Annotated in this window: 28 protein-coding genes; 6 read left to right on the forward strand and 22 right to left on the reverse strand. The window is 29.8% G+C overall.

Annotated features, from left to right (window positions below; all coding sequences use genetic code 11):
- Window positions 1–72 precede the first annotated feature (72 nt).
- From GQF29_RS00555 to GQF29_RS00575, 5 genes are all read right to left on the reverse strand, one after another.
- Window positions 73–984 (reverse strand): HNH endonuclease, encoded by a 912-nt coding sequence (locus GQF29_RS00555; protein ID WP_160340671.1) that lies wholly within the window; start codon window positions 982–984, stop codon window positions 73–75.
- Between the two features lie 4 nt (window positions 985–988).
- Window positions 989–1,219, reverse strand: coding sequence for a helix-turn-helix domain-containing protein (locus GQF29_RS00560; protein WP_054325352.1), 231 nt, complete (start codon window positions 1,217–1,219; stop codon window positions 989–991).
- A gap of 149 nt (window positions 1,220–1,368) precedes the next feature.
- Entirely contained in the window at window positions 1,369–1,842 is a 474-nt protein-coding gene (locus GQF29_RS00565) for a DUF4352 domain-containing protein (protein ID WP_160340672.1), read from the reverse strand.
- 1 nt (window position 1,843) lies between these two features.
- Entirely contained in the window at window positions 1,844–2,188 is a 345-nt protein-coding gene (locus GQF29_RS00570) for a hypothetical protein (protein ID WP_160340673.1), read from the reverse strand.
- 77 nt (window positions 2,189–2,265) lie between these two features.
- On the reverse strand, window positions 2,266–3,300 hold the full coding sequence (locus GQF29_RS00575) for a protein kinase domain-containing protein (protein ID WP_054689005.1): 1,035 nt from the start codon (window positions 3,298–3,300) through the stop codon (window positions 2,266–2,268).
- Between the two features lie 58 nt (window positions 3,301–3,358).
- Between GQF29_RS00575 and GQF29_RS00580 the strand changes: the two genes are divergently transcribed.
- Complete coding sequence (locus GQF29_RS00580; protein ID WP_054325356.1) at window positions 3,359–3,769, forward strand: hypothetical protein; 411 nt, start codon at window positions 3,359–3,361, stop codon at window positions 3,767–3,769.
- 38 nt (window positions 3,770–3,807) lie between these two features.
- On the opposite strand, the gene GQF29_RS00585 is transcribed toward GQF29_RS00580, so the two are convergent.
- The gene (locus GQF29_RS00585) at window positions 3,808–4,329 is read right to left on the reverse strand and encodes a YcxB family protein (RefSeq protein WP_054689007.1); all 522 of its coding nucleotides are present in this window, start codon (window positions 4,327–4,329) and stop codon (window positions 3,808–3,810) included.
- Window positions 4,330–4,476: 147 nt separating this feature from the next.
- On the opposite strand from GQF29_RS00585, the gene GQF29_RS00590 reads away from it, so the two are divergent.
- Both GQF29_RS00590 and GQF29_RS00595 read left to right on the forward strand, forming a co-directional pair.
- Window positions 4,477–5,217 (forward strand): SET domain-containing protein-lysine N-methyltransferase, encoded by a 741-nt coding sequence (locus GQF29_RS00590; RefSeq protein WP_054689010.1) that lies wholly within the window; start codon window positions 4,477–4,479, stop codon window positions 5,215–5,217.
- 118 nt (window positions 5,218–5,335) lie between these two features.
- A complete protein-coding gene (locus GQF29_RS00595) occupies window positions 5,336–6,289 on the forward strand; it encodes an L-lactate dehydrogenase (RefSeq protein WP_160340674.1) in 954 nt (317 codons plus the stop codon).
- A 158-nt stretch (window positions 6,290–6,447) separates the two neighbouring features.
- Here the strand turns inward: GQF29_RS00595 and GQF29_RS00600 are convergent, their stop codons facing one another.
- The 15 genes from GQF29_RS00600 to GQF29_RS00670 all read right to left on the reverse strand — a co-directional run bounded on the left by GQF29_RS00600 (window position 6,448) and on the right by GQF29_RS00670 (window position 19,481).
- Complete coding sequence (locus tag GQF29_RS00600; RefSeq protein WP_054689014.1) at window positions 6,448–7,410, reverse strand: phosphoribosyltransferase-like protein; 963 nt, start codon at window positions 7,408–7,410, stop codon at window positions 6,448–6,450.
- Between the two features lie 13 nt (window positions 7,411–7,423).
- Entirely contained in the window at window positions 7,424–7,687 is a 264-nt protein-coding gene (locus GQF29_RS00605; RefSeq protein ID WP_160340675.1) for a hypothetical protein, read from the reverse strand.
- Between the two features lie 2 nt (window positions 7,688–7,689).
- Window positions 7,690–8,640: a reverse transcriptase family protein gene (locus tag GQF29_RS00610; RefSeq protein WP_160340676.1), complete on the reverse strand. Its 951-nt coding sequence runs from the start codon at window positions 8,638–8,640 to the stop codon at window positions 7,690–7,692.
- A gap of 546 nt (window positions 8,641–9,186) precedes the next feature.
- Window positions 9,187–10,086 carry an AEC family transporter gene (locus tag GQF29_RS00615; RefSeq protein ID WP_054325509.1) on the reverse strand — a complete coding sequence of 300 codons (900 nt, stop codon included), beginning with the start codon at window positions 10,084–10,086 and terminating at the stop codon, window positions 9,187–9,189.
- Window positions 10,087–11,049, reverse strand: a complete 963-nt coding sequence (locus GQF29_RS00620; protein ID WP_054325508.1) for an aldo/keto reductase — start codon at window positions 11,047–11,049, stop codon at window positions 10,087–10,089. It lies immediately after the preceding gene.
- Between the two features lie 11 nt (window positions 11,050–11,060).
- Entirely contained in the window at window positions 11,061–11,945 is an 885-nt protein-coding gene (locus tag GQF29_RS00625; protein ID WP_054689024.1) for a class II fructose-bisphosphate aldolase, read from the reverse strand.
- Window positions 11,946–11,959: 14 nt separating this feature from the next.
- Window positions 11,960–12,790, reverse strand: a complete 831-nt coding sequence (locus tag GQF29_RS00630) for a PTS system mannose/fructose/sorbose family transporter subunit IID (protein ID WP_054325507.1) — start codon at window positions 12,788–12,790, stop codon at window positions 11,960–11,962.
- The gene (locus GQF29_RS00635) at window positions 12,787–13,593 is read right to left on the reverse strand and encodes a PTS mannose/fructose/sorbose/N-acetylgalactosamine transporter subunit IIC (RefSeq protein ID WP_054325506.1); all 807 of its coding nucleotides are present in this window, start codon (window positions 13,591–13,593) and stop codon (window positions 12,787–12,789) included. Before GQF29_RS00635 ends, GQF29_RS00630 begins: the two co-directional genes overlap by 4 nt.
- A 12-nt stretch (window positions 13,594–13,605) precedes the next feature.
- Window positions 13,606–14,106 carry a PTS sugar transporter subunit IIB gene (locus GQF29_RS00640; RefSeq protein WP_054325505.1) on the reverse strand — a complete coding sequence of 167 codons (501 nt, stop codon included), beginning with the start codon at window positions 14,104–14,106 and terminating at the stop codon, window positions 13,606–13,608.
- The gene (locus GQF29_RS00645) at window positions 14,090–14,551 is read right to left on the reverse strand and encodes a PTS sugar transporter subunit IIA (RefSeq protein ID WP_160340677.1); all 462 of its coding nucleotides are present in this window, start codon (window positions 14,549–14,551) and stop codon (window positions 14,090–14,092) included. The genes GQF29_RS00640 and GQF29_RS00645 overlap by 17 nt, the downstream gene beginning before the upstream one ends.
- The gene (locus tag GQF29_RS00650; protein ID WP_160340678.1) at window positions 14,548–17,298 is read right to left on the reverse strand and encodes a PRD domain-containing protein; all 2,751 of its coding nucleotides are present in this window, start codon (window positions 17,296–17,298) and stop codon (window positions 14,548–14,550) included. The genes GQF29_RS00645 and GQF29_RS00650 overlap by 4 nt, the downstream gene beginning before the upstream one ends.
- Window positions 17,299–17,543: 245 nt before the next feature.
- Window positions 17,544–18,176 (reverse strand): lysoplasmalogenase family protein, encoded by a 633-nt coding sequence (locus GQF29_RS00655; protein ID WP_054689030.1) that lies wholly within the window; start codon window positions 18,174–18,176, stop codon window positions 17,544–17,546.
- A gap of 36 nt (window positions 18,177–18,212) precedes the next feature.
- Entirely contained in the window at window positions 18,213–18,905 is a 693-nt protein-coding gene (locus GQF29_RS00660; RefSeq protein ID WP_054325503.1) for an LrgB family protein, read from the reverse strand.
- Window positions 18,898–19,254, reverse strand: coding sequence for a CidA/LrgA family protein (locus GQF29_RS00665; protein WP_054325502.1), 357 nt, complete (start codon window positions 19,252–19,254; stop codon window positions 18,898–18,900). The genes GQF29_RS00660 and GQF29_RS00665 overlap by 8 nt, the downstream gene beginning before the upstream one ends.
- A 62-nt stretch (window positions 19,255–19,316) precedes the next feature.
- Window positions 19,317–19,481, reverse strand: a complete 165-nt coding sequence (locus GQF29_RS00670) for a hypothetical protein (RefSeq protein ID WP_160340679.1) — start codon at window positions 19,479–19,481, stop codon at window positions 19,317–19,319.
- A 338-nt stretch (window positions 19,482–19,819) separates the two neighbouring features.
- Here GQF29_RS00670 and GQF29_RS00675 point away from each other — a divergent pair, with 338 nt between their 5' ends.
- From GQF29_RS00675 to GQF29_RS19000, 3 genes are all read left to right on the forward strand, one after another.
- Window positions 19,820–20,122, forward strand: a complete 303-nt coding sequence (locus tag GQF29_RS00675; protein WP_054325500.1) for a hypothetical protein — start codon at window positions 19,820–19,822, stop codon at window positions 20,120–20,122.
- Window positions 20,123–20,333: 211 nt separating this feature from the next.
- Window positions 20,334–20,708, forward strand: a complete 375-nt coding sequence (locus GQF29_RS00680) for an AraC family transcriptional regulator (RefSeq protein WP_054325499.1) — start codon at window positions 20,334–20,336, stop codon at window positions 20,706–20,708.
- A gap of 27 nt (window positions 20,709–20,735) precedes the next feature.
- Window positions 20,736–20,849, forward strand: coding sequence for an AraC family transcriptional regulator (locus tag GQF29_RS19000; protein ID WP_160340866.1), 114 nt, complete (start codon window positions 20,736–20,738; stop codon window positions 20,847–20,849).
- A 31-nt stretch (window positions 20,850–20,880) separates the two neighbouring features.
- Here GQF29_RS19000 and GQF29_RS00690 read toward each other — a convergent pair whose 3' ends face one another.
- Window positions 20,881–21,870, reverse strand: coding sequence for a linear amide C-N hydrolase (locus GQF29_RS00690; protein ID WP_054325498.1), 990 nt, complete (start codon window positions 21,868–21,870; stop codon window positions 20,881–20,883).
- Window positions 21,871–22,194: the final 324 nt, after the last annotated feature.

Below are 22,194 nucleotides of genomic sequence, written 5' to 3' on the forward strand. Positions count from 1 at the left end.
TATCTCCTTAATATTCCATCTCTAAAACACATACAAATTATATTATTTAATAAGAAGAAACTAGTCTTTACATTACCCTTTAAACACATGCTCACGATGCCACTTTAAACATCGTTTTTCTGGTGCGTACTTCTTTTTTACACTTAACTTTTTACCTTCATACTTTATTAAAGTATTATACAATTCTCTATCACACTCAATCTTTTTAGATAAGATTAATTTATAATCATCTGAAAATGTTACATAGCCTTTATCAAATGCTTTATCAATCAACGAAGAAAGACATATTCCATTTCGAGGATTTAATCTATCTGATTTACTATCAGACCAAGGGATGATATGTGAAGCAACGAGAAATTCTCGTGTCGTAATTCCAGTTATTGCACACCTAAAACCATAACATTTTTTCACTTGATCAGAAAAAACCTTCTGCGCTGCCCCTCTTGTATTTACCATTCCTTTTTTATCATCTACAAAATAATCTCCTTTTAAAATATTTTGATATAATTCAACTTCTAATGCAATATCTTTTCTTTCAGATGAACCATCTTGCAATTTTAAAAGATTAAGAAAATCATCTTTAAAAATCTTATTCATTCCATACTGATTAAAAAAATGTTCCCAATTTTTTCCCCTATGTTTAAAGTGCCAGGTATAATTATTAAGATCATCTTTCAATAGAATATTTTGGAAAGGATAAGCTTTCACTATTTTTGCACAAACTTTAAATTCTTCTTCTTTTCCAATTTCCCCAACTTTTCCTGTTCCAAAAAAATAAAATTGTCCTTTAATTTCAGAAACCTTAGATTGTCTTCTATATATAAATAAATCGCCCTCTTTTACCTTATTATACCTATTAGTTTCCCATCTATATTCCTTATAATCTATGTCTCCCATATCCCCCTCTACTCCTGAAGTATCAAAAATAAAATATTGCGTTTCTTCATTATCAAGTTCTTCTCTATATAAATCTAGATATCCCATATTTTCATACCTCTTCTATAAAATAATCACTATTAAAGAAATCTGACAAACTCACATCTAACCCCTTACAAATCTGTTTTATTTTTATTATTGTCAGATTTCTTTTGCCATTTTCTACTTGTGTCATATAAGTTCTATCCACTCCTGCAATATTAGCAAGTTTCTCCTGACTCAACCCTTTTTCAAGCCTTAATTCTTTTACTCTTAAACCAAATGCCAATTTTATATCTTCCATATTCATCACCTAATATAAGATTACTTTTTTGTTGATTATAAGGCAACGGACTATAAGTCACGTTTTTGTGAATTCACTACTAAATTACAAATTCATTCAATTTATTCTAAATAAAAACAACTTGAATTTTAACTCAAGCTGTTTTTATCTTATAATATAACTGTAATCGTTGGTTCACTAGAAATAATATTCGCATAAATATTTAATTTCAATTTATCATCTTTCTTTTGTTCAAAGACAAGAGTTCCCTCTTTAGAGCCACCAGCAACCAAGTCACCACTACCTAATGAAGTGTCTGAATCAATTGTAGAAAAACTCACTGAATCTTCTTGCCCTTCACTATTGACAACCTTGAAATAAAGTGAATTATAATCTACTTTTTCATCACTCTTATTTTCAATTTTAACTGTTACAATTACAAATTCTTTGCCTTCCGCAGGTTTATTATATTTTTTCCCTTGACTCTTTTCTACCTTTGTCACCGTATATTCAACATCTTCATAAACTGCTGTTTCATTGACTTTATAATCTTTTTTCACTTCTTCTTTCTTCTCATCAGAAGAACAAGCCCATAAACCACCCACACAACAAACTGCTAAAAACAATGTTAATATTTTCTTCATACTATTCATTACCCTTCTTTAATTTTGCAAAACCAATAAATGATAAAATCATTTGTAAAACAACAAACATAAAATAGATTGGCATTAATACCATAGCTACTGCATAAAGAATTGCTCCTGTTAATGCAAAACCTCTCTTCTCTAAGAAACACCCTAATCCATTAAAAATAGTTGCCAAAACAGTTAAAACCATATGAGGCATGACAATCGCAGTTGCAAGAGCAGCTCCCGCTTGATTTGCACCTTCACTTGATCCAATAGCACCTGTAAAATATAAGAGCAAATATAGTGAATAAGCAAATCCTAACAAAAAAGATATGAATAAAAATTTATTTTTCCCTCTCATCATTTTCCCTCCTAGACATATTATGACATAATCTTATTTTAAGGTGGTGTGCTCTATGCACACAAAAAAAGTTAGGCTTATCCTAACTTAAAAATCGCAACTATTAAACTCATAAATAATATCCAGGCAAAGACAATGAGAACGCTACACAAAACTCTGCCAAAGATTCTTAATAACCAATATTCAGACTTTTGTAAAACACAATCTTCCCATATGTTTTTATAGTTTCCAGAAAATACTATAATAATCATAAATAAGCCAAGAATTAATATCTTATTAAAAATATCCATAAAACTCCATGGTTTAATGTTTTCAAACTTTGAACATGCTATAACTGCCAAAAGAAATATATATAAAGCAGTCGCTGTCAACTTGGTACTTATCTTTCTTCCTCTAAAACCTGGAATTGCCCATGAATGATATGGCTTTACAACAAAATCTTTCTTCATGTCTTGCACTGATTGATATCTTTGAAGCGGATCAATTTGGATTGCCTTTTGAATAACATCAGTTTCTATTCCTTGAAACATCTGAACTTGCGGGAACTTTCCTGTTAACATGACATTCCATAAGATTCCTAAAGCATAAATATCAGTGCGAGCATCTGATTGTGCAAAACCAAATTGTTCAGGAGCAGCATAACCATAACTTCCTAACAACCTTGTATCTTTCACTTGATTCTTTTGATGAATTCTAGAGATATCAAAATCAAAAAGATATGTATTATGACCATCATAAAATATATTCTCTGGTTTAATATCTCGATGAACAATTTTATTTTGATGTAAAACTTGAAGTGTATCACATAATTGAGAAATAATTCGAAATGCTTCACTCTGGTTAATCTCATGATTAATAATATAATTATCCAATGTTGGATAATTCATATATTCCTCAACAATAAAACATTGATTATTCATTTCATGAATTTCTATGATATGTGGAATATGTTCCAGTGCCAAATCTTTCAACTTTTGATAAACTTGTATATCATAATGACTTAATATTCTTTTAATATAAAATAATGAATCTATTTCACTTTGAACAAGATATATCTTTTTATCAGAGCTCTCTTTTAACACCCTGACCTCTTTATACAATTCAATACTCACTCTTTTTCTCCCCTTGCATTTCTTACTTTTCTAGTATATCATAAATTCAGGTGATAACATGACAACAATTGAATTATTAGATATACTTAATCAAAATCAAGACATCCCTTTTCAAGAATTACTCCAAAAGATTCCTGAAATCTCATTTACGAATTATCTACAAATGTTATTAGATACACATCATGTATCGAAATCAGAATTTATCAAAAAAACCAATCTAGAAAGAACTTATGGATATCAAATTATGAATGGTACCCGCGTTCCTAGTAAAGATAAAGTGTTACAATGTGCATTTGCATTATCAATTGATCTTCATGATACTAATGTTCTTTTAACTCTTTCATCAAATCAAAACCTCTATCCTAAAATCAAACGTGATGCTTTAATTATCTTTGGGATTAATCATCATTATAATCTTATGAAAATGAATGAACTTTTAGATGAATATCACTATCCTATTATAGAATAAAAGAACATCTATGGAAATTATCCAATAGATGTTCTTTCTTATGCATTTGGCCATTTTGAAATTTTTGTTTCCTTTGTTTTTAAGAATTCAAATAATTCACTCGGTTTTATCTTTAAAGAATCTTTTCTAATAATGGCAAATTGATTCTTTTTTCCAAAGAAAGTATATGTATTTTCCGTTTCTACAATTTTTTTCATATTCTCATATGGCATTTTGTTATCAGTTACCATGTCACAGTTACGAATAGTCAATGCATCATTACCAAAAATCATTGTATAAATATTTTCTTCTTTTTCAGTTTCCTTTTTCATTGTATTTAAAATATCTTTATATTTCTTTTTATTTAACCAAAAAATTTCAAGAAAACACACAACACACAATACAATCAATAAGATTCCCATTGGATACTGATTGTTCATAAAATTAAAAATAGATGCTACAATAGCAACAAGTCCTGTTATTGACAACATGTATTGTTGCCAAGGTGCAACCATATATCTCTTGATCTCTTTTAAAATATCCTGATCAACTATATTATGATTAATTTGAATACGTTTCATAATTTTCCTCCCACTTTTCAACATTGAGTTATTATCCTCTACTATTATGACATGAATATTAACTTTAATGAAGTAATTTCTTGATATTATACATTTTCTACAAAAAACAAGATAAAATGTATATAGCATTTTAAGGGAGGATTAAACATGAAGGGAAAAGTTTTAAAAATTTTAAAGTATATGGGAGTTGGGTTTATAGTTCTTATAATCATAGGGATTGTATTTGGTAAACCAATGGCAGATGAAATTATTATTAACGAAGAGAATATCACAATGGATATCCACCAAAGTCAACAAGTGACATTGACTGTTCACCCTGACGATGGACTTTTGTCTGAAGATGATTTTCAATGTAGTGATACAGATATTATCAAAATAGAAGAGATTAAAGATGGGAAATTAATCTTAAAATCGTTAGAAAAAGAAGGTCTTGTAACACTGCAATATAAAAAAGATGATGTTAAGAGTAATTCAGTAACTATTCAAGTTGTCAATCAACAAGCATTAGCAATGGCTAAAGTCAAGGAAAAAGAAGAAATTGAGAAAAAACAGGCTGAAGAAATTAAAAAACAAGAGGATGCAAAGAAAGCTGAAGAGCAAAAGAAAGCCGAAGAACAAAAAAAGGCTGATGAAAAAAAGAAAAGCGAACAGGCAAAGAAGAACACCGCAAAAACAGCAAGTCAGCGTCCAGCTTCACAATCAAACAACAATTCATCAACACCATCTTCAAGTCAAAGCAATCATACAAATAGTGCCATGGTTTACATTCCTAAAACTGGGAAAAAGTATCATTCAAATGCCAATTGCAGTAACATGAAAAATCCAAGACAAGTCTCATTAAGTGAAGCACAAAATCGTGGATTTACAGCTTGCAAAAAATGCTATTAAATATAAAAAATATACATATTTGTACATCACTCTTAAAAGTGATGTATTTTTATTGTTAAAGTGGCTCAAAATATTTTGAAATGATATAATAATGTCATCTGTTAAAAAGGAGAATCATATGAATATACAAAAAAGTAAAGTCGTTATTATTGGAGCTGGAAATGTTGGAGTGAGTACAGCTTTTTGTTTAATCAATCAAGGACTTTGTGATGAAATCGCATTAATTGATTTAAATCAAGAAAAAGCTTTTGGAGAAGTTTTAGACTTATCTCAAAGCATGGAATACATGAATCGCAATACAGCAGTTAAGGTTGGAACTTATGATGATTGTCATGATGCAAGTATTGTAATTATTACAGCGAGCGTTCCTGTTCATAATGCTGGGAATGACCGTTTAAAAATGTTAGAACCAACAAAAAAAGTAATGAAAACAATCGTAACTGAGATTATGAAAAGTGGTTTTGATGGACATTTAATAGTTGTCTCTAATCCTGTCGATGTGATGACTTATTATGCATATAAAATTTCAGGTTTACCAGCTAGACAAGTTATTGGTTCAGGAACAACTTTAGATACAGCGCGTTTAAAATATTTTATTGCTCAAAAAATTGATGTTGATCCTCGCAGTGTCCATGCCCTCGTCATTGGTGAACATGGGGATAGCGAAATGATTCCTTGGTCAACTGTGCATATTGGTGGCAAGGATATTTACAGTGTTGTCAGGGATAATGAAGCACGTATTGGAAAAGACCCTTATGATGAGATGAAAGCCGAGACTATCAAAGCAGGTTGGGAAATATTTAATCGTAAGGGTAATACATGTTATGGTATTGCATCCAGCACAGTTGGTATTGTCAAAACAATCCTGCATAATGAAAACAGAATACTGCCTGTTTCTACTTTATTGCAAGGTGAATATGGGCATGATGATCTTTATATCAGTGTTCCAACAATCATAGATAGAACTGGTGCTAAAGAAATTGTAGAATTAGATATGACTGATGAAGAATTCAAAGAGTTTAATCAATCTTGTGAACATTTAAAATCATTTTATGAATGTTTAGATGACTAATAAATCATTTTTCAATGAATATAATAAAAACAGAAACCACATCTTTGTACAAAAGATATAGTTTTCTGTTTTTTATGATAATCTTCATAAGCGATAAGTTTTTAATAAAAATTATATGACTTATAAATAGAAAAAACAAAATGACATATCAAAAACATTCAATTTCTATTTCTTCGACCTGACAATGTATTTTTCTTTTTCTTTAAGTTAAAGAGTTCTCCAAACAAATTTTCATGTACTTTTTTAAACTCGTGAAATATTTCATTACTATTAAATTTAAATGGTTTATGACTTAAATCTATAATATTAGTTTGATTTACTATTTCAATATCTTCTATTAGTTGATTCTTATTATCATAACCTAATATAGATACAAGATCATCCAATAACAGACATCTAAAATTCATACAAAACAATATTAGTCTAAATTGATTATATGTCAATTTAATATGAAAATAATCATTAATTTTTTTACGAAATACATCTACTTTACTTTTTTTCTTGAGTATGGTCAAAATCTCACCATAGAGATAAAACTTATTATTTTTTCTACTAGAAAATGGATACCAGAGTTGATTGCTTTTGTCTAAATAATCTATTTTATGAGTCCATATTAAAGGTAAATTATTGTTTGGAGATAGATAATCAAATGTTATCATAGCTTGACTATTTCCATATCCCTGTTGACACCCTTTAATCGTACACATCTTACAGATAGTTAATATTTTTTCCCATTCTTCATAAGTAAATTTATCTGCAAAACTTTCTAATATTATTATATTATCTTCTAATAAAATTATTTCATTATTATGTGTTGTTTTGAATTCATTTTTTAAAAATCTTATTAAATTTTGATAACCCATATGAAGCCATGAAAATATAACTATTTTGATTTTACAATTTATCAAGGAACCTTCCAATTTACGCAAAGTTTTTATTAATTGTTCTCCACTACCACAAAAATCATCAAAATAATATACTGTTTTATTTTCATAATTATTATTTTTTAAATTATTATCAAATTCACAATTTATATTTATTGTTTTAAAAAGATTTCCATCATCTATTATATAACTAACTATTTTATTTGTATTCGCATCAAGTCTATCAGTTCTTTTCACAAATAAGATATCACTAAGATAGGAGATGATTATTTTGCTTATCTTTCCAGAAGGTAGTATTACAAAATTCTCTTGACTGCTCTTTTGTATAATTTTTTGTTTCTTTTATAACTTTAAGTAATAATCGTTGCTCTTCAAGTTCATCTGCATTCAAAACAAAATTTTCATAGTTGGTATATAAGGTTTCTTTCGTAAAACTATTTCTTCGAAGAGAACTTTTTGTTTTAGACCTTAAATTTTTTTTAACAATTTCATTAATTTCTCTTTTTAAAATCATATCTATTTCTCCCAATCTATATTTTGAAATTGATTAAAAAAACTTAACCCAATATCTTGATGAATGCTTTTTACAAAAAGTATTTTTCCTAATAAATGTTCTCTATAGTACATATTAGAAAAATCTTTATTGTTCCTATGATTACTAATTCCAAATTTATTGATATAGTATAATTCCTGTCGAATCTCTCTAATATATTTTTTATTAATGTGTATATAGTTATCATTAATTATTAATCCTGTCACTTCTTGTCTTCCATATTGAGAACAGAATCGTGTTTTTTTATCATTAATTACAAACCCACATTCTTTAATTATATTTTGTATATTTTTAAGGAAAAAATTATTGATAATTTTCTTTGAGCCAGAGAATGTAATATCATCAGCATATCTCGTATATATTAAATTTAACTTTTTAGCATATGTAGATAATCGTTTATCTAATTTGTATGCTGCAATATTTGAAATAACAGGACTTGTACAAGCACCTTGAGGTAACCTACCTTGTAATGTTACTAAATTTGTTAAGACTTTAGAGATATGATAATCATATTTACATAATTTATAAAAAATGTAAAATACTCTTTTTTCTTTAATTGTCGGAAAAAAATTTTCTAAATCAATATTTAAAATCATCTCTTGATTGAGATGTCTTTTTGCATTTAACAAAATATTCTTTTCTTTCACAAATCCAAAAGCATACTCACTCACTAATATATTATCTAAAATCTCATTTTTAATATATTTTTGTAATAAAGCCAACACTTCATTAGGAGCTTCAATTTTTCTTTTTCCACCCATTTTCTTTGAAATATAAAAAGTATGATAATACTTATCTTTATTGCTAAGAATATCTTTTAAAAGATTATATTTTATTCCCACTAAATTGGATAAATGATATATGTCTAAAATCACAGGTAATTTCTTGATAAACTCATTTCCTAAATCTTCCATACCATCATCTCCAATCAACTATTCATTATTAAAAATATCTCTTAGCTAAACTTGAAGATAATCTATATAAATATTTTCATTTTATACGTCAAATATAAAATGAAAAAAATTTATATTGAATATATTAACGAGGGACGAGTTATATATATTCAATGCAATATAACAAAGATATACTCCCTCAATTGCCTCTAATATTTCCATGTTTATATTTCAAATCTATTCATTCTTTTCTGTAAAAAAAGACAATACATTGACAGTTATGAAACAAATGAATAATAAACCTATTTTTGAGTAGGCACCCCTCTTCATAGTTTCTAATTATGTATTAACAAAACTAGCTTGCTAGTTTTTTTTAGATACCTAAACCTAATGATAGCGAATCGCTACCTAATTCCTAAGAGATATTTCTCCTTTATTATATAATATTTTACATATATTTCCAATATAATCTCATTTATAAATCTGATATAAAATGAATAAAACTGTAAGCATATATAAAATATAAGTTTATCATAGAAAAAAACCATTTTATCAAAATGGAATTTTTCAAACAAACTCTATACATAAACACATCATAATGATTGAAATAATAACATAGATAGAATTGATGCATGCTGCTTTTTCATAATCAAGACCTAATAACTCTGTAAAGACCACAGCTGCTGCTCCAATGGGCGAAAAACAGAGAATAATTAAAGGACTCTTTAATGAATTGTCAATTGGTAAAAGATATGTAAAGATGGCTAAACAAATAGAAATGAATAAACGTAAACTGACTATTCTAAAAATGGCTACAAGATATTCTTTCTTGAATATTAACTGTAACGAAAAGCCTATAACAGCCATTGCGATAAAAGGATTTGAATTGCCTATCGTTTCTAAGAAGGGAAGAAAAAAGGATGGAAGTTTGATAGACACAAAACTTAATATCAACATGATAAAATATGTCCAAACAGGAATAGAATGAAACACCTTTATAAACATTGATTGAAGAGCAAAGTGTTGATGCTTATTCTTAATTGCTGATGCAATTCCATAATTTACACCTAAACACATGATTGAATTGCCAATGTCAAATAAGCTTGTCACAATGAAACCTTTTGTATCAAAGAAACCACTGACAAAAGGCATAGCAAAACAACCAATATTATAACCAGATACATTTATCATCTGCATGAGGCTTTGCTGATTCTTTTTGCCACTCCAATATCCAATCATTAATGACACAGCATTATAAGAAAGACCTAAGAGAATAATAAACAATAAAGAAAAATCGATATGTTGATTATTCATATTCATAATAATAGCACAGGGTAGAGTCAATTTCAGCATAAGGGATGAAAAGATAGAATATGCCTGCTGATTCACAATTCCTTTTCTTTTCAGGACATAACTTACCAAAATGATACCCAGATAGCCACATGCTTTTGCCAAAATAACAAACATCTATAAATATTTCTCTATAGCCTGATCTAAGAATAACATTTCTTCATCTGTTAAAGAAAAAGCAAAAGCCTGACTGTTTTCTTGAGCCTGATCTTGATTTGCAACACCAACTAAAGATGTAGAAATAAAATCTTTTTGAGTCACCCAATTTAATGCAATATGAGAAACCGGAACATGATGAATTTGAGCAATTTTATCCATCTCTTTTAAAAGACATTGAATGCGAGAAAACATAGGATCTTTAAAGAAAGGATAAAATGTATAACGAATATCCAACTCATCAAAATGTGGTAATTCACGATAAGCACCCGATAAAATACCAGCCCCCAATGAGCCATAAGACATTGTAAAATATCCTCTATTATGACACCATTTGAAAAGTTCCTCTTGTTCTCTATTGACCATTGAATAAGGCAACTGAATAGCTTCTATTTGACTATATTGTTCAGCTTCTAAAATAAGTTCTTGCGTCGGATTACTTAATCCAATATGAAGAATTTTACCAGCTAATTTTAATTCATTTAAAGCTCTCATTGTTTCTTCAATTGGGATGTTTGGATCAGGATAATGCATCAAATAATAATCAATGTAATCAGTTTGTAATCGTTGTAATGACTCTTCACACTCTTTCATAATTGTATCATAACTATTATCAATAACACGCTTACCAGTTTGTGGATCATTCACATTTCCAAACTTTGTGACAATCTTTACCTTTTCACGATAACCACCCTGCAAGGCTATTCCAACAACTTTTTCAGAAGCACTATCAGCCCCATAAACAGGCGCTGTATCAATCAAATTCACACCATTTTTAATGAGAGTATGAATGGCTTTTATTGATTCTTGATTTTCAACATGGCCATAAGATAAACCAAATTTATTCGTTCCACCCATTGACCATGTTCCAACACCTAAAACCGAGATTCTTTCTTGAGTCAACTGATTCTCTTTATAATTCATAACAAGCCTCCTTAATCAAATTCTTTCTTTACTGACATACAATAACAATAACGCTGACTCGACCCAATCATTTGCATATATGAACAAATATATTCTTTCATAGCCATTTCTGCTTCATGACATAAATCCATCAAATCAATATGAGGATTCTCTTCAAGGGAAGTCTTCATCCGATCCCTTCCGACTGCAAAGACATCGGTACAAACATTAATCTTATTAATCCCTAATGCAACAGCTTTTTGAATATTTTTTTGACCTACTCCAGAACCCCCATGTAAAACAAGTGGCATCTGCAATGCTGCTTTGAGTTCTTTTAATCTTTGAAAATCTAAATGCGGAACATACCCTTGCGAATACTGCCCATGGGCAGTTCCAATTGCAACTGCCAAAGCATCGACATGTGTCTGTTTGACAAATTCGACAGCCTGATCAACATGAGTATAAAAATCATCACTCACTCCATCACCAGCTGAAGCTTGACCCACATGTCCTAATTCTGCTTCAATTGAACAACCTGAAGCATGAGCCAAATCACTGATCAATGCAGTTCTTTCTAAGTTCTCCTGATAAGGCAAAGCGGAACCATCAAACATTATATTGGTAAAACCGTGTTGAATTGCATCTACCACATCGTTATATTCTTGACCATGATCTAAATTTAAAGCAATAGGAACATAAGCCTTTTGAGCCATACTTTGAATCATAGGTACAGTTGCATCTAATGATGCATGTGATTTCCATTGACGTGGAGAAATATTGATAATGACTGGTGAACACTCTGTTTCAGCAGCACCAATAATCGCTTTTGCACATTCCATATTACAACAATTAATAGCCATAATAGCATAATTGTTCTTATCAGCATGATGTAACATTTCTTTCATTGAAACAAGCATAATTGATCCTCCTTCTATACAATTCCAAACAGTGCCAAGACAATTGCAAGTCCCATAACACCAAACATAATGATATTGATATTCACTCTTTTCTTTAATAAGAATAAACAACCTAGTGTTAATGACAATGGAACCAAACCTTTAAAAATAGAATCTAAATACGTTTGCAAAAGAATCGGATCACTACCACTCACTGGGAAACTTAAAACGGATGTAAAAGTAACAGTTGAAGCAGTCATCCCACCAATCATAATCAAACCTAAGATACTTGCCCCTTTGGTTAGAACACTCATCAAGCCACTACGATTGATCTCAGAAATAAATTTAGAACCAACTGTATAACCAGCATAAGTCATATAATAACGACAGATAATTGAAGGAACATTATAAACCAATAAAAATAAGATTGGTCCTAATATTGAACCTTGTAAAGACAGATTAATTCCAATACCAGCAGCAATGACTCTTAAAACACCCCAGAATATAGAATCACCAATGCCTGACATAGGACCCATTAAAGCTGTTTTAATCGCAACAATAGAATGCGCATCAAAGTTTGGATCTTCACTATTTTCCTTTTCCATTGCAGCAACTAGCCCCATTGCAAAAGTCCCTAAATTTTGAGTAATGTTATAAAACATCGTATGTCTGACCATCGCTTTGCGACGCCCTTCAGGATCATTTTTATAGTAACGATTGAAAGCTGGTAATAAACAATAGATAAATCCAGCAGCATGCTGACGTACCTGTCCACCAGAACGTCCTGCAAAAATAGTAAATGATCTTAGAAAGATACTATTTAGCATCTTCTTATCTTCTTTTGTTAATGCATCTTTATTTTTCATGATAAGAAATCCTCCACATCATCTGTATTGTCTTCAGCAATTTGTCCAACTGCTGCATTTTGCTGCATTTTAATGAATTGTAAATCTCTTGATGAAACTGCCAAAACAATAATGATTCCAATTGCTGAAACTGCAACCAATGGTAATTCCATATAAGTCACCAAGATAAATCCTAAGAAATAATAAATTGCTAATTCTTTACTCCATAACATCTTCATTAAAATAGCAAATCCAACAGCAGGCATAAATTTACCTGCAACTGTTAAACCATTCATCACAACTGCTGGAATACTATTGACAAACGCTTGAACTGGCCCCTGTCCTAAATAAACGCCAATAAACATTAAAACTGAGAAAATTGTAAATCTTAAAAGCCATGCTCCAAAATTAATAAAAGTAATCGCACGATCATTATTATCCTCTGCATACTTATCAATAAAAGGAACAAACCAGTTAAAAGCAATATTATTAATAAACATAGAAACAAAGGCTGATAAAATTCCAATTGGAACAGCAATTGCTAAAGCTGCATTGGCATCAACTGTTTGCATTGTTGCAAATGTGACTGCAAAAACTGTTGCAGCTGCGGGTTCAGCAGAAATCTGTCCACCAATATTAACAGAGCCCATAAAAATAGCTTCCAATGATGCTCCCATAATCAAGCCTGTTGGTAAATCTCCTAAAAGCAAACCTGTGACCGCTCCAACAACGATTGGTCTTTCAATCATACATTGACCAAGCAACCAGTTACCACCATAACAAATAAAGTAAGATAAAGCTGCTAATAGTGCAGTGACTGTCATTTTTCTCTCCTCCTATCCTTTCATTCCATCTAATAAGTTTTGAATTGGTATTTTTGGATTCGTTGGAACAACCTGTGCATAGACAGGTAATTGACATTTTGCCAACTCCTTTAAAGCTTCCAATTCCTGCGGATTCAAAATAATACATGGGTTTAATTGTGTCTTAAGTGCTGGATCACTTTCATCAAAACGTCCCACATTAGCCACATTGACTGATTCTACATCAGGACAATTGTTAACAATTTCCAATGTATCTTGAATACAATTTGTTAAAACAAAGAGTTTCAAATCTTTAGATCTTGAATCATTAAAAACATCTATAGATTCTTGTAATGGCTTAATCAACAATTTAATCCCTGCTGGTGTTGCCATCTTCAATGTCATTTTCATGACATCATTTCTTGCTGCTTCATCATTCGCTACAACAATCCTTGTTGTATTTAATTCTTTGGACCAAACTAAAGCAACCTGACCATGAATTAAGCGATCATCAATTCTAATGGAAACAATCATTTCTTTCTTCCTCCTCTACACATAGAAAATCCTCATCAGTTTCTTCCAATTGAATTTGATCTTCCAAATCAATCAGAGAGACAACCGAGTTCTCTACAATTTCTTTTAAGACTTTTTGTGTTAATGGTCGTGTTTCTAACAAAACAGCCAACACACACATTAAATTCGTACCAGTAACAATATGTAAATAAGATGGCCTTTGCACACACAATTGGCAGACTTTCTGATTTACACTACCACTTAATAAATCAGTAAAAATTACTGCTTCATCATCTTGATTTAAAGATGTGATAAATGCTTTAATCTGATGAGAATAATCACCCTGACACTCATCTGTATAAGCATTAATTGTTTGAATGTCATAACCATCCCCTGCTAACACATGAATAGAACTCTTTAACCCTTCTGCTAACATTCCGTGTGTCGCAATTAATATTTTTTTCATAACAAACCCCTTTTCTGACGTGTTATATGATTTGTAGAATCTATAGAGATATAATCATATAAATAACTCATTTCACTTAATGGAAGATCTATTCCATAATTACGAAAGATATTTTCAAAACTTGTTTTCACATGGGCTATAAAATCTGTATGCTCTAAGGCAAACTTGGTCACATCTCCATAGTTTAATGCTTCTTTTGTGACTAGTCTTTCTATTAAACAACTAATATGAATATATAACCCCATAATCGTTTGATTAGAAAATTCAACGTTGAGTAATTTTTGGAGTCTCTCAATTGATTCAGATACTGATTCAATTAATCGTGTTGGTTCTAAAATCGTTAAATGCTTCATGACATTTTCTAAAGAAAAATTTCTCATTAAGTTTCTTTTGAATTCATTAATTTCATGGGCAGTTAAATAAATTGAAAAATCACGATAAAGTTCATCAACCTTATTCATACTCATAATATCTTCTAAAGAGACAAATGATACTTCTGGTATCTTTGGATTACTGACACCAAAGATAAATAAAATATTTTTCTTTTCAAAGACATCTGTTTGCTGAATTGTATTCATCAATTCAAAATAATCATATGTTAAAATATCAACATCTATATTCTTAGGTAAACTTCTAATAAAGAGTTCTGATAAACGACGTGCTGTATTGACACCATTTTCTGATGTAAAGAGAATCGCTGGTTTTCGTTTTGTATTCTCTATCAAACGATAAGAAGTTTGTGAAATATCATTGACTTTATCAAGAATATGTTTTAAAGATTCATTTTTTAAAATCAAGTATCCTGCTTCTAATGCCAAACCCGTAGAAACATGATTAATTACACCTATATCACTTTGAGCAACAGCCATTAATGATTCACCAATATCTTGCAAAGATCCCATATCAACCATGACCAATAAATCATTTTTTGTAACAACTCTGACTAAATACTGTTTAATCTTCTCAACAATTTCATGAGTTGTTGTTTCTATTGGCATATCAATGGAATCAAAGACATTTCTACCAATCATTGTATTAACGGCATCAGCAATACTGGTGGCTGTTGAATATCCATGAGAAACAATAATACCTAAACATTTCTTTTTCACAATTCCACGAATATAATCAGCTAATAAAACAGTAAAGATTGTTTTATTAATTTCATCAAATTTAATTCCTAATGAGTCATAAATATAAAGATGAATACACTCTATCATTTCATATTCATTTTTAAATGATTGTTGAATAAATAAAGAGAGTTCATGAATTTTTTGATGATGTGTTGTAAACCAAGTATTCATAAATGATCTATTCTCTTTAATAAAATAAATACTTTTTGAAATGAGTGAAGTAAAATTGGTTGGCTCATTGACATTATAATTTTCAAAAATTGTATCAATGATGTCATTGATAGATAATTCAATATGACGAATCTGTTTTTGATCACATCTTTTATGAAATTGTAGATATTCAAAATATTGATGATAATGTCTTTTCATAACATTCATGAATTCATCTAATTGACCATCATTACTCATAAAAAACTTTTCTGTATCTTGTAAAAGAGCATCAAATATCCTTTCAACTTGTTGATTTTCTTGTCCTTGCTGATAACCTTGAACATCTATAAAAGACAATTCATTTTTATATTCTGTCATATCATGTGATTCAACCGATAAGATCGGAACAGGTAAATGATATGTATAAATTTTTAAATGATCTTCCTGATGATGATCAGCATTGGCATTGGCACAGATAATCTGAATAACATTTTCTAAACCATCAATATTATCGGTATACTGATAAGCCATTAATTTCCCCATAACATTTGTACTGACAATAATCTTCTTTCCAATTTTTCTTGACTCACTTTGAAAATACCGATATATATAAGCCTCTTTTTCTTCATTATATCTTTCATAGAGAGTTGGCATTGTACAAATAATAGGGATATCCTGAAACATATCAAGCTGCTGTTGATGACTCATCGTTGCTTCTAAAACGATTCTCGCTGTTGATTGGGAACAAAGCACATATAAATCATCATCACTGCATTCTGGATTAAAATAACGAATAATTTTTTGGATAAGCGGCAATGAAAGATATTGAGCATTACGAATATAAACCATCCCATTTTGACTTTGTAAGATTTGAGATGGATAGATGTCTTTCTTGTGAGGATTTCCAAAAAGGATATCAAGAATATCATTCTTATTTTGAAGATCAGCCATATCAATCACTATCAATTGTGAATGTGTTTCTATAATATTTTGGGAAAGCATATATTTATAAACTGCTCTAATAAGATTTTTGCGACCTGTTCCTTTCTCACCTATTAAAACAAGTGGTAACCCTCTTGTAGGATATTTCATACAAGCTTTAAAATTATCTATAATCCCTTTTAAAGAACCATATGCCTCTATAATATCTTCAAATGCATAGTCTTGACGGGAATGATTTTGAAGATAAGTTTGTAATTCGTTGATACTAAGGAAATCTAACTGTTGAAATACAAAACCTCCTTGTTGTTCTAATGTTTTTCTATGGAAAAACAAGACTGGTCTTGTCAAAACCTTAATTAAACATTTTTCTTTAAATAGTTCATTTAAATACTGACTGGCTAAGCTTCTACTAATTTTTAATTCATCAGCCACATGATTGGCAGAAAAAATTTGAATATCTTTGTCTTTTCTTGTTTGTGTACACACTTCCATATAATCGATTATTTCATCTCTCGTTGTTATCATATAGACTCCTTTCACCGGTAACTCAAGCATACCTTGTTTTGTATAAATTGTCATAATTGACAAACTTTCTTGCACTTTTTGGCAATAAGAAAAGTAGTGTTGAAAGAATGTCGATAAGTGTCGAATATATTCTTATCATTTATAAATGATAGATAGATACTGACAACACTTATCCATTCAATTTCATCACTACTTTTATTGTAGCATTATTAAGACATCTCATATTTTCCAATTTTTAACATATCCTATTTGATTAAACTTAAAGCAATAAGAAACATGCCATAAAAATATGTTATTAAATTGAATACAGTTAATTTTGCTTTAAAGCGACATTCATAGAACTTGTCAAACAGCAATATAATGTCTGAAAGAAAATAAAGAATAAAACCAATCATAGAGAATAGAAACATAGGTGTTGATAATGTGAAATACACAACGACGCTTCTAACCATTGCTAAAGTAATCATAAAAGCATATGCCAAAATAGCTTTATCATATACACCATAATCCATTCGTGGCAAATAAGAAAGAGCAATGACAATCATAATAGAAACAACTGGTAAAATGAACTCTATTATAGATAATGATTGAAAATTAATAAAATAAATAACAAAACAAAGATTAGCAATCAAAAAACAGGTTAATCCGTATAAAAAACTCTTTTTATATTGGGTTGCGAGCATAAAATCTCCTGCTAGACAACCTATCAATCCAGGCAAAATCCCTACCAGCATAGACATATGGTCTGAAGTTATACCACAATAAACAGCCACAGCTATAAAGGCCAAACTATTAAGTGTTTTAAAAATAATATAAGACTTCTTTTTTATGGATAACAGCATCATGACGACAAAGACACTATAGATTGCAAAAATCATAGTCATCACCCTTTCTTTATACTTATTATATTCTATTTAAAATAAACTTGCCATAAGCGGAGCAAAAACAACAGTAAAAATACCTGCAATGACAATTGATAGACTGCTCATAGCTCCCTCAATTTCTCCAAATTCAATGGCTTTTGCTGTTCCAATCGCATGTGCACTATTTCCTAATGCTAAACCAATCGCAACAGGATGATTGATTTTAAAGAAATGACAAACTGTTTTGGCTATCATAGCACCAAAAATTCCTGTAATAATAACCATTCCAACAGTGATTGTTGAATTTCCTCCAATTAATTCAGAAACACCAATAGCAATAGCTGTTGTAATTGATTTTGGTAAAAGTGAAAACAATAACGTATGACTAGCATTCAATAAAAGACACAATACTGTGATGCTTAACAAACCTGCCAAACACCCACTCAATAAACTTAATAAAATAGCATCTAAATGTTTCATCAGAATTTGACTCTGTTTATACATTGGAACAGCTAAACAAACTGTTGAGGGTGTCAATAGAAATGTAATCATTTGAGCCCCCTGATTATATGTATCAAAATTGATATGAAATAAAGACAGTACAGCAATTGATATCAGTGCACTCATTAATAAAGGATTAAAAAGTGGATATGGAAATTTCTTACGTATTTGAACAGCAATCCAATATGATAATAAACTCAATACAATTCCAAAATACATAGTTTCTACAAAAATCTTATCCATTCTTGTTCTCCTTTCTTTCAATAATCAACTGTGCAACTTTTCCAGTTGTCACCATGACAACAATTGTACTCACAACAAGTACAACACCAATCACAACAATATCCCCCAAGAGCTCATCTCCAACATTCATTAAACTGACAGCAGAAGGAACAAACAAAACTGGCATAATTAAAATCAGCCAATCTGCAACATCTTCTACATCTTTAAGTTTAATAACTCCTGTAAATAAGCAAGTCAATAAAATCAATAATCCATAAACACTTGCTGGCACTGGTAACGGTAATAAACTTAATAACTCTCCTACAAATGATATCGACATAATAATTAAAAATTGATGTATATACTTCATCTTCAATACCCCCATTACAATTTTACTATTATAACACTATTCTTCTCAAATCGATATTGATTTCATACATTTCTTTCAAAGAAAAAAATTAGCCAATATGTACATGTCCCTAAAGCAGTATCGAAGTGAGATTTTAACTGATTAGCCATTAACCATTCACCCCACCTTGAAATTGGTAATTTTCCAATAATTACCATCACCGCAACTCCTAAAATAATAGGTGTCATCTTACAAAACCTTCTGCCACAGATGATAACATTTTGTTATTGTTAGCTTTATTGGTAATCGGCATAACGAATTTAGACAACATGTTTTCAAATTTTTCAGAATTCATAAATGACTCCTCCTTTAAATTCAATATCATTACAAACATAAAAAAAGCGCTTTCTTATAATATATAATGATTTTTTACACTATTTATAGTTAACTGTTATTAAAAATGAAATATTAAAATAAGAAATACTTTATTTTTGAAGAAAGGATATTATTATGAAATTACAAACTTGACAAGACATAGTCCCATTACTCCCCACTGCAACAACCTATCCAATCTATTTATTGGATTATGATTATCAAATTCAAGTTAGAATTCTATACTTTCATTCCATACCATCATGATAATATCTCAATAATTGTAGTAGGTCCAATTCTTTATCATACACCTTATTATAATAGTGAAATTTATGATAATGATTTTTTAAATACATTAAATATATATCCAAGAACCATTGATACCTTATTAAAAATACCTCATGCAAGTAATCGTTTCTTTGCTTTCTTACACCCTTTCTATCAAATGATTTATGATAAATCTTTAAGTACCCAAGACATCTTTGCAAGTTTCAGAGAGCCAAGATTTGAAGTCTAAGATAATGAAATACTCTATAATCTTAAACATTTTGAAAGTGAATATAATTCCAGACCTTATCCTCATCATTTAGAAAAGCAACTTCTTCATTATATCTCACGTGGTGAAAAAACACGTTCTCAAACAACTGTTAATGATATTTTAAAAACACAAAAAATTAGAAATCACAAATGTTGAACCATTACATTGTTATAAGTATACTTTTTCTCAAATGATGGCTTTATTTAGAACAGCTGTTATTGATGCTGGTGCTGATACAAAATCAGCTTTCTCATTAGGAAATCTGTATATTGAAAAGATCGACAAATGTGTCAATGATCAAGTTTTACATAAAATATATATGAACACTATCACAGATTTCTGTACGTTTGTGAAAACCAAAAGATTTCATAATTACCCTGTCTGGATGAGAACATGTTTGGATTATATTCACGCTCATTTACATAGTTCCATCACACTCCAAGAATTATCAGAGCTTGTTCATCTCACACCTACATATCTATCTGTACAATTTAAAAAGTTATCTGGTTATTCCTTAATTGAATATATAAATAGACAAAAGATAGAAGAAGCCAAGTTTTTATGAGAACACTCTCATGGAAGCCTCTTAGAGATTAGCACTTCTTTAGGTTTTAACACTCAAAGTTATTTAACAAATGTTTTTAAAAAATATGTCAATTGTACTCCAATTGAGTATAGAAACCATTTAGATACTCATCAACATTAATAACAAAAAAGACTTAAATCAATAAGTCCTTTTATATATGATTAAAAACTATATTCTTTTTTAATTGACCTAACGATTTCATACATTCTGTATTTTGATATAACGGTAGTTGAACTTTAATAATTTGATGATTGTTATATGTCCGAAAATAATATTCATTTGTATGAAGGTCAATAAAACATGTATATTGGGTATAATCATTTGTTTCTCTTTGCGTCACAACAACACCTTTAGGAATACTGACACTCTCCATAACATGAAAACATGCCATAACTGATTCATCCTTATTTTGAGAATAAAGCGTATGTGTCTTTTGATATGCAACTCGTACAAATCTTGATGGTGGTGTATAATCACCAGGTAGCCCAAAAGTACCTGCTCCTTGTCCAAATGGTTTTAAATACGTTTGATCCCATATCATATCTTCTTTTTGATAAGGCATAACATTCATATAATTACGTAAATTCATTTCGTGCCATTGAAAATTGGGACTATTCGATAAGACTCCTATTGTATTAGGAATAAGATGTAAACCATTAGCCATTTTCTCTATAACCATACAATCACCACTTCGATCAGCCATAATCCAATGTAATGGTGCAACAGATTGCGTCACTGCATCTTCAATTCCAACAATTTTAATCGTTTGTAATATCGCTGTTGCTTCTTTAACGGATCCACATGTGCTTAAAAGAAACTTAACAAGTTCAATAGCTGCCAAAGATGGAACATCCTGTTTTTGTAAGTCAATATCATCATATTTAGCAAACCCAGGAAAATAAAGAGTGGCGACTGCAAATCCTTTTTCATTGACACCATCTGCAAAAGTAACTGGAGAAATATCCTGTCCAATTCCCATAAAAGCATACTGCGTTACGATTGTATGAGTATTTAATATATTTGACCATTCATACCCTCGTGAGACAACATACATTTGAGGATCAAGTTCATGTGAAAAATCCATTGTTCGACCAAAGAAAATATCTCCATATTCTGTTTTGACATTCATTCCTGTACACATAAAATCACTCCATTTATATACATGCTTTTAATTATATATATTTTATATCTTTATATTTATACCAGTTTATAAAGCAATTAGATATTAGTAAAATTATTTTTGGGTCAAATTTAAAGATAAAAAAAGAATGAAATATTTTTGAATGTGATAAAACGAGGGTGTGAAACATTTATTCTGAAAAGTTCGTTTTTTATTCTTGAAGAAGATATGGATTCATCTTGATTTTTAACTTTTTATAGAGTGTTTGAGTGTAACTTTATGTGCTAGTATCTCATGTATTTGATTTAACCCAAATACTTTTTTATTAAGCAATAGCATTATGCC

The sequence above is a fragment of the Coprobacillus cateniformis genome (assembly GCF_009767585.1).
GTDB lineage: Bacteria > Bacillota_I > Bacilli_A > Erysipelotrichales > Coprobacillaceae > Coprobacillus > Coprobacillus cateniformis.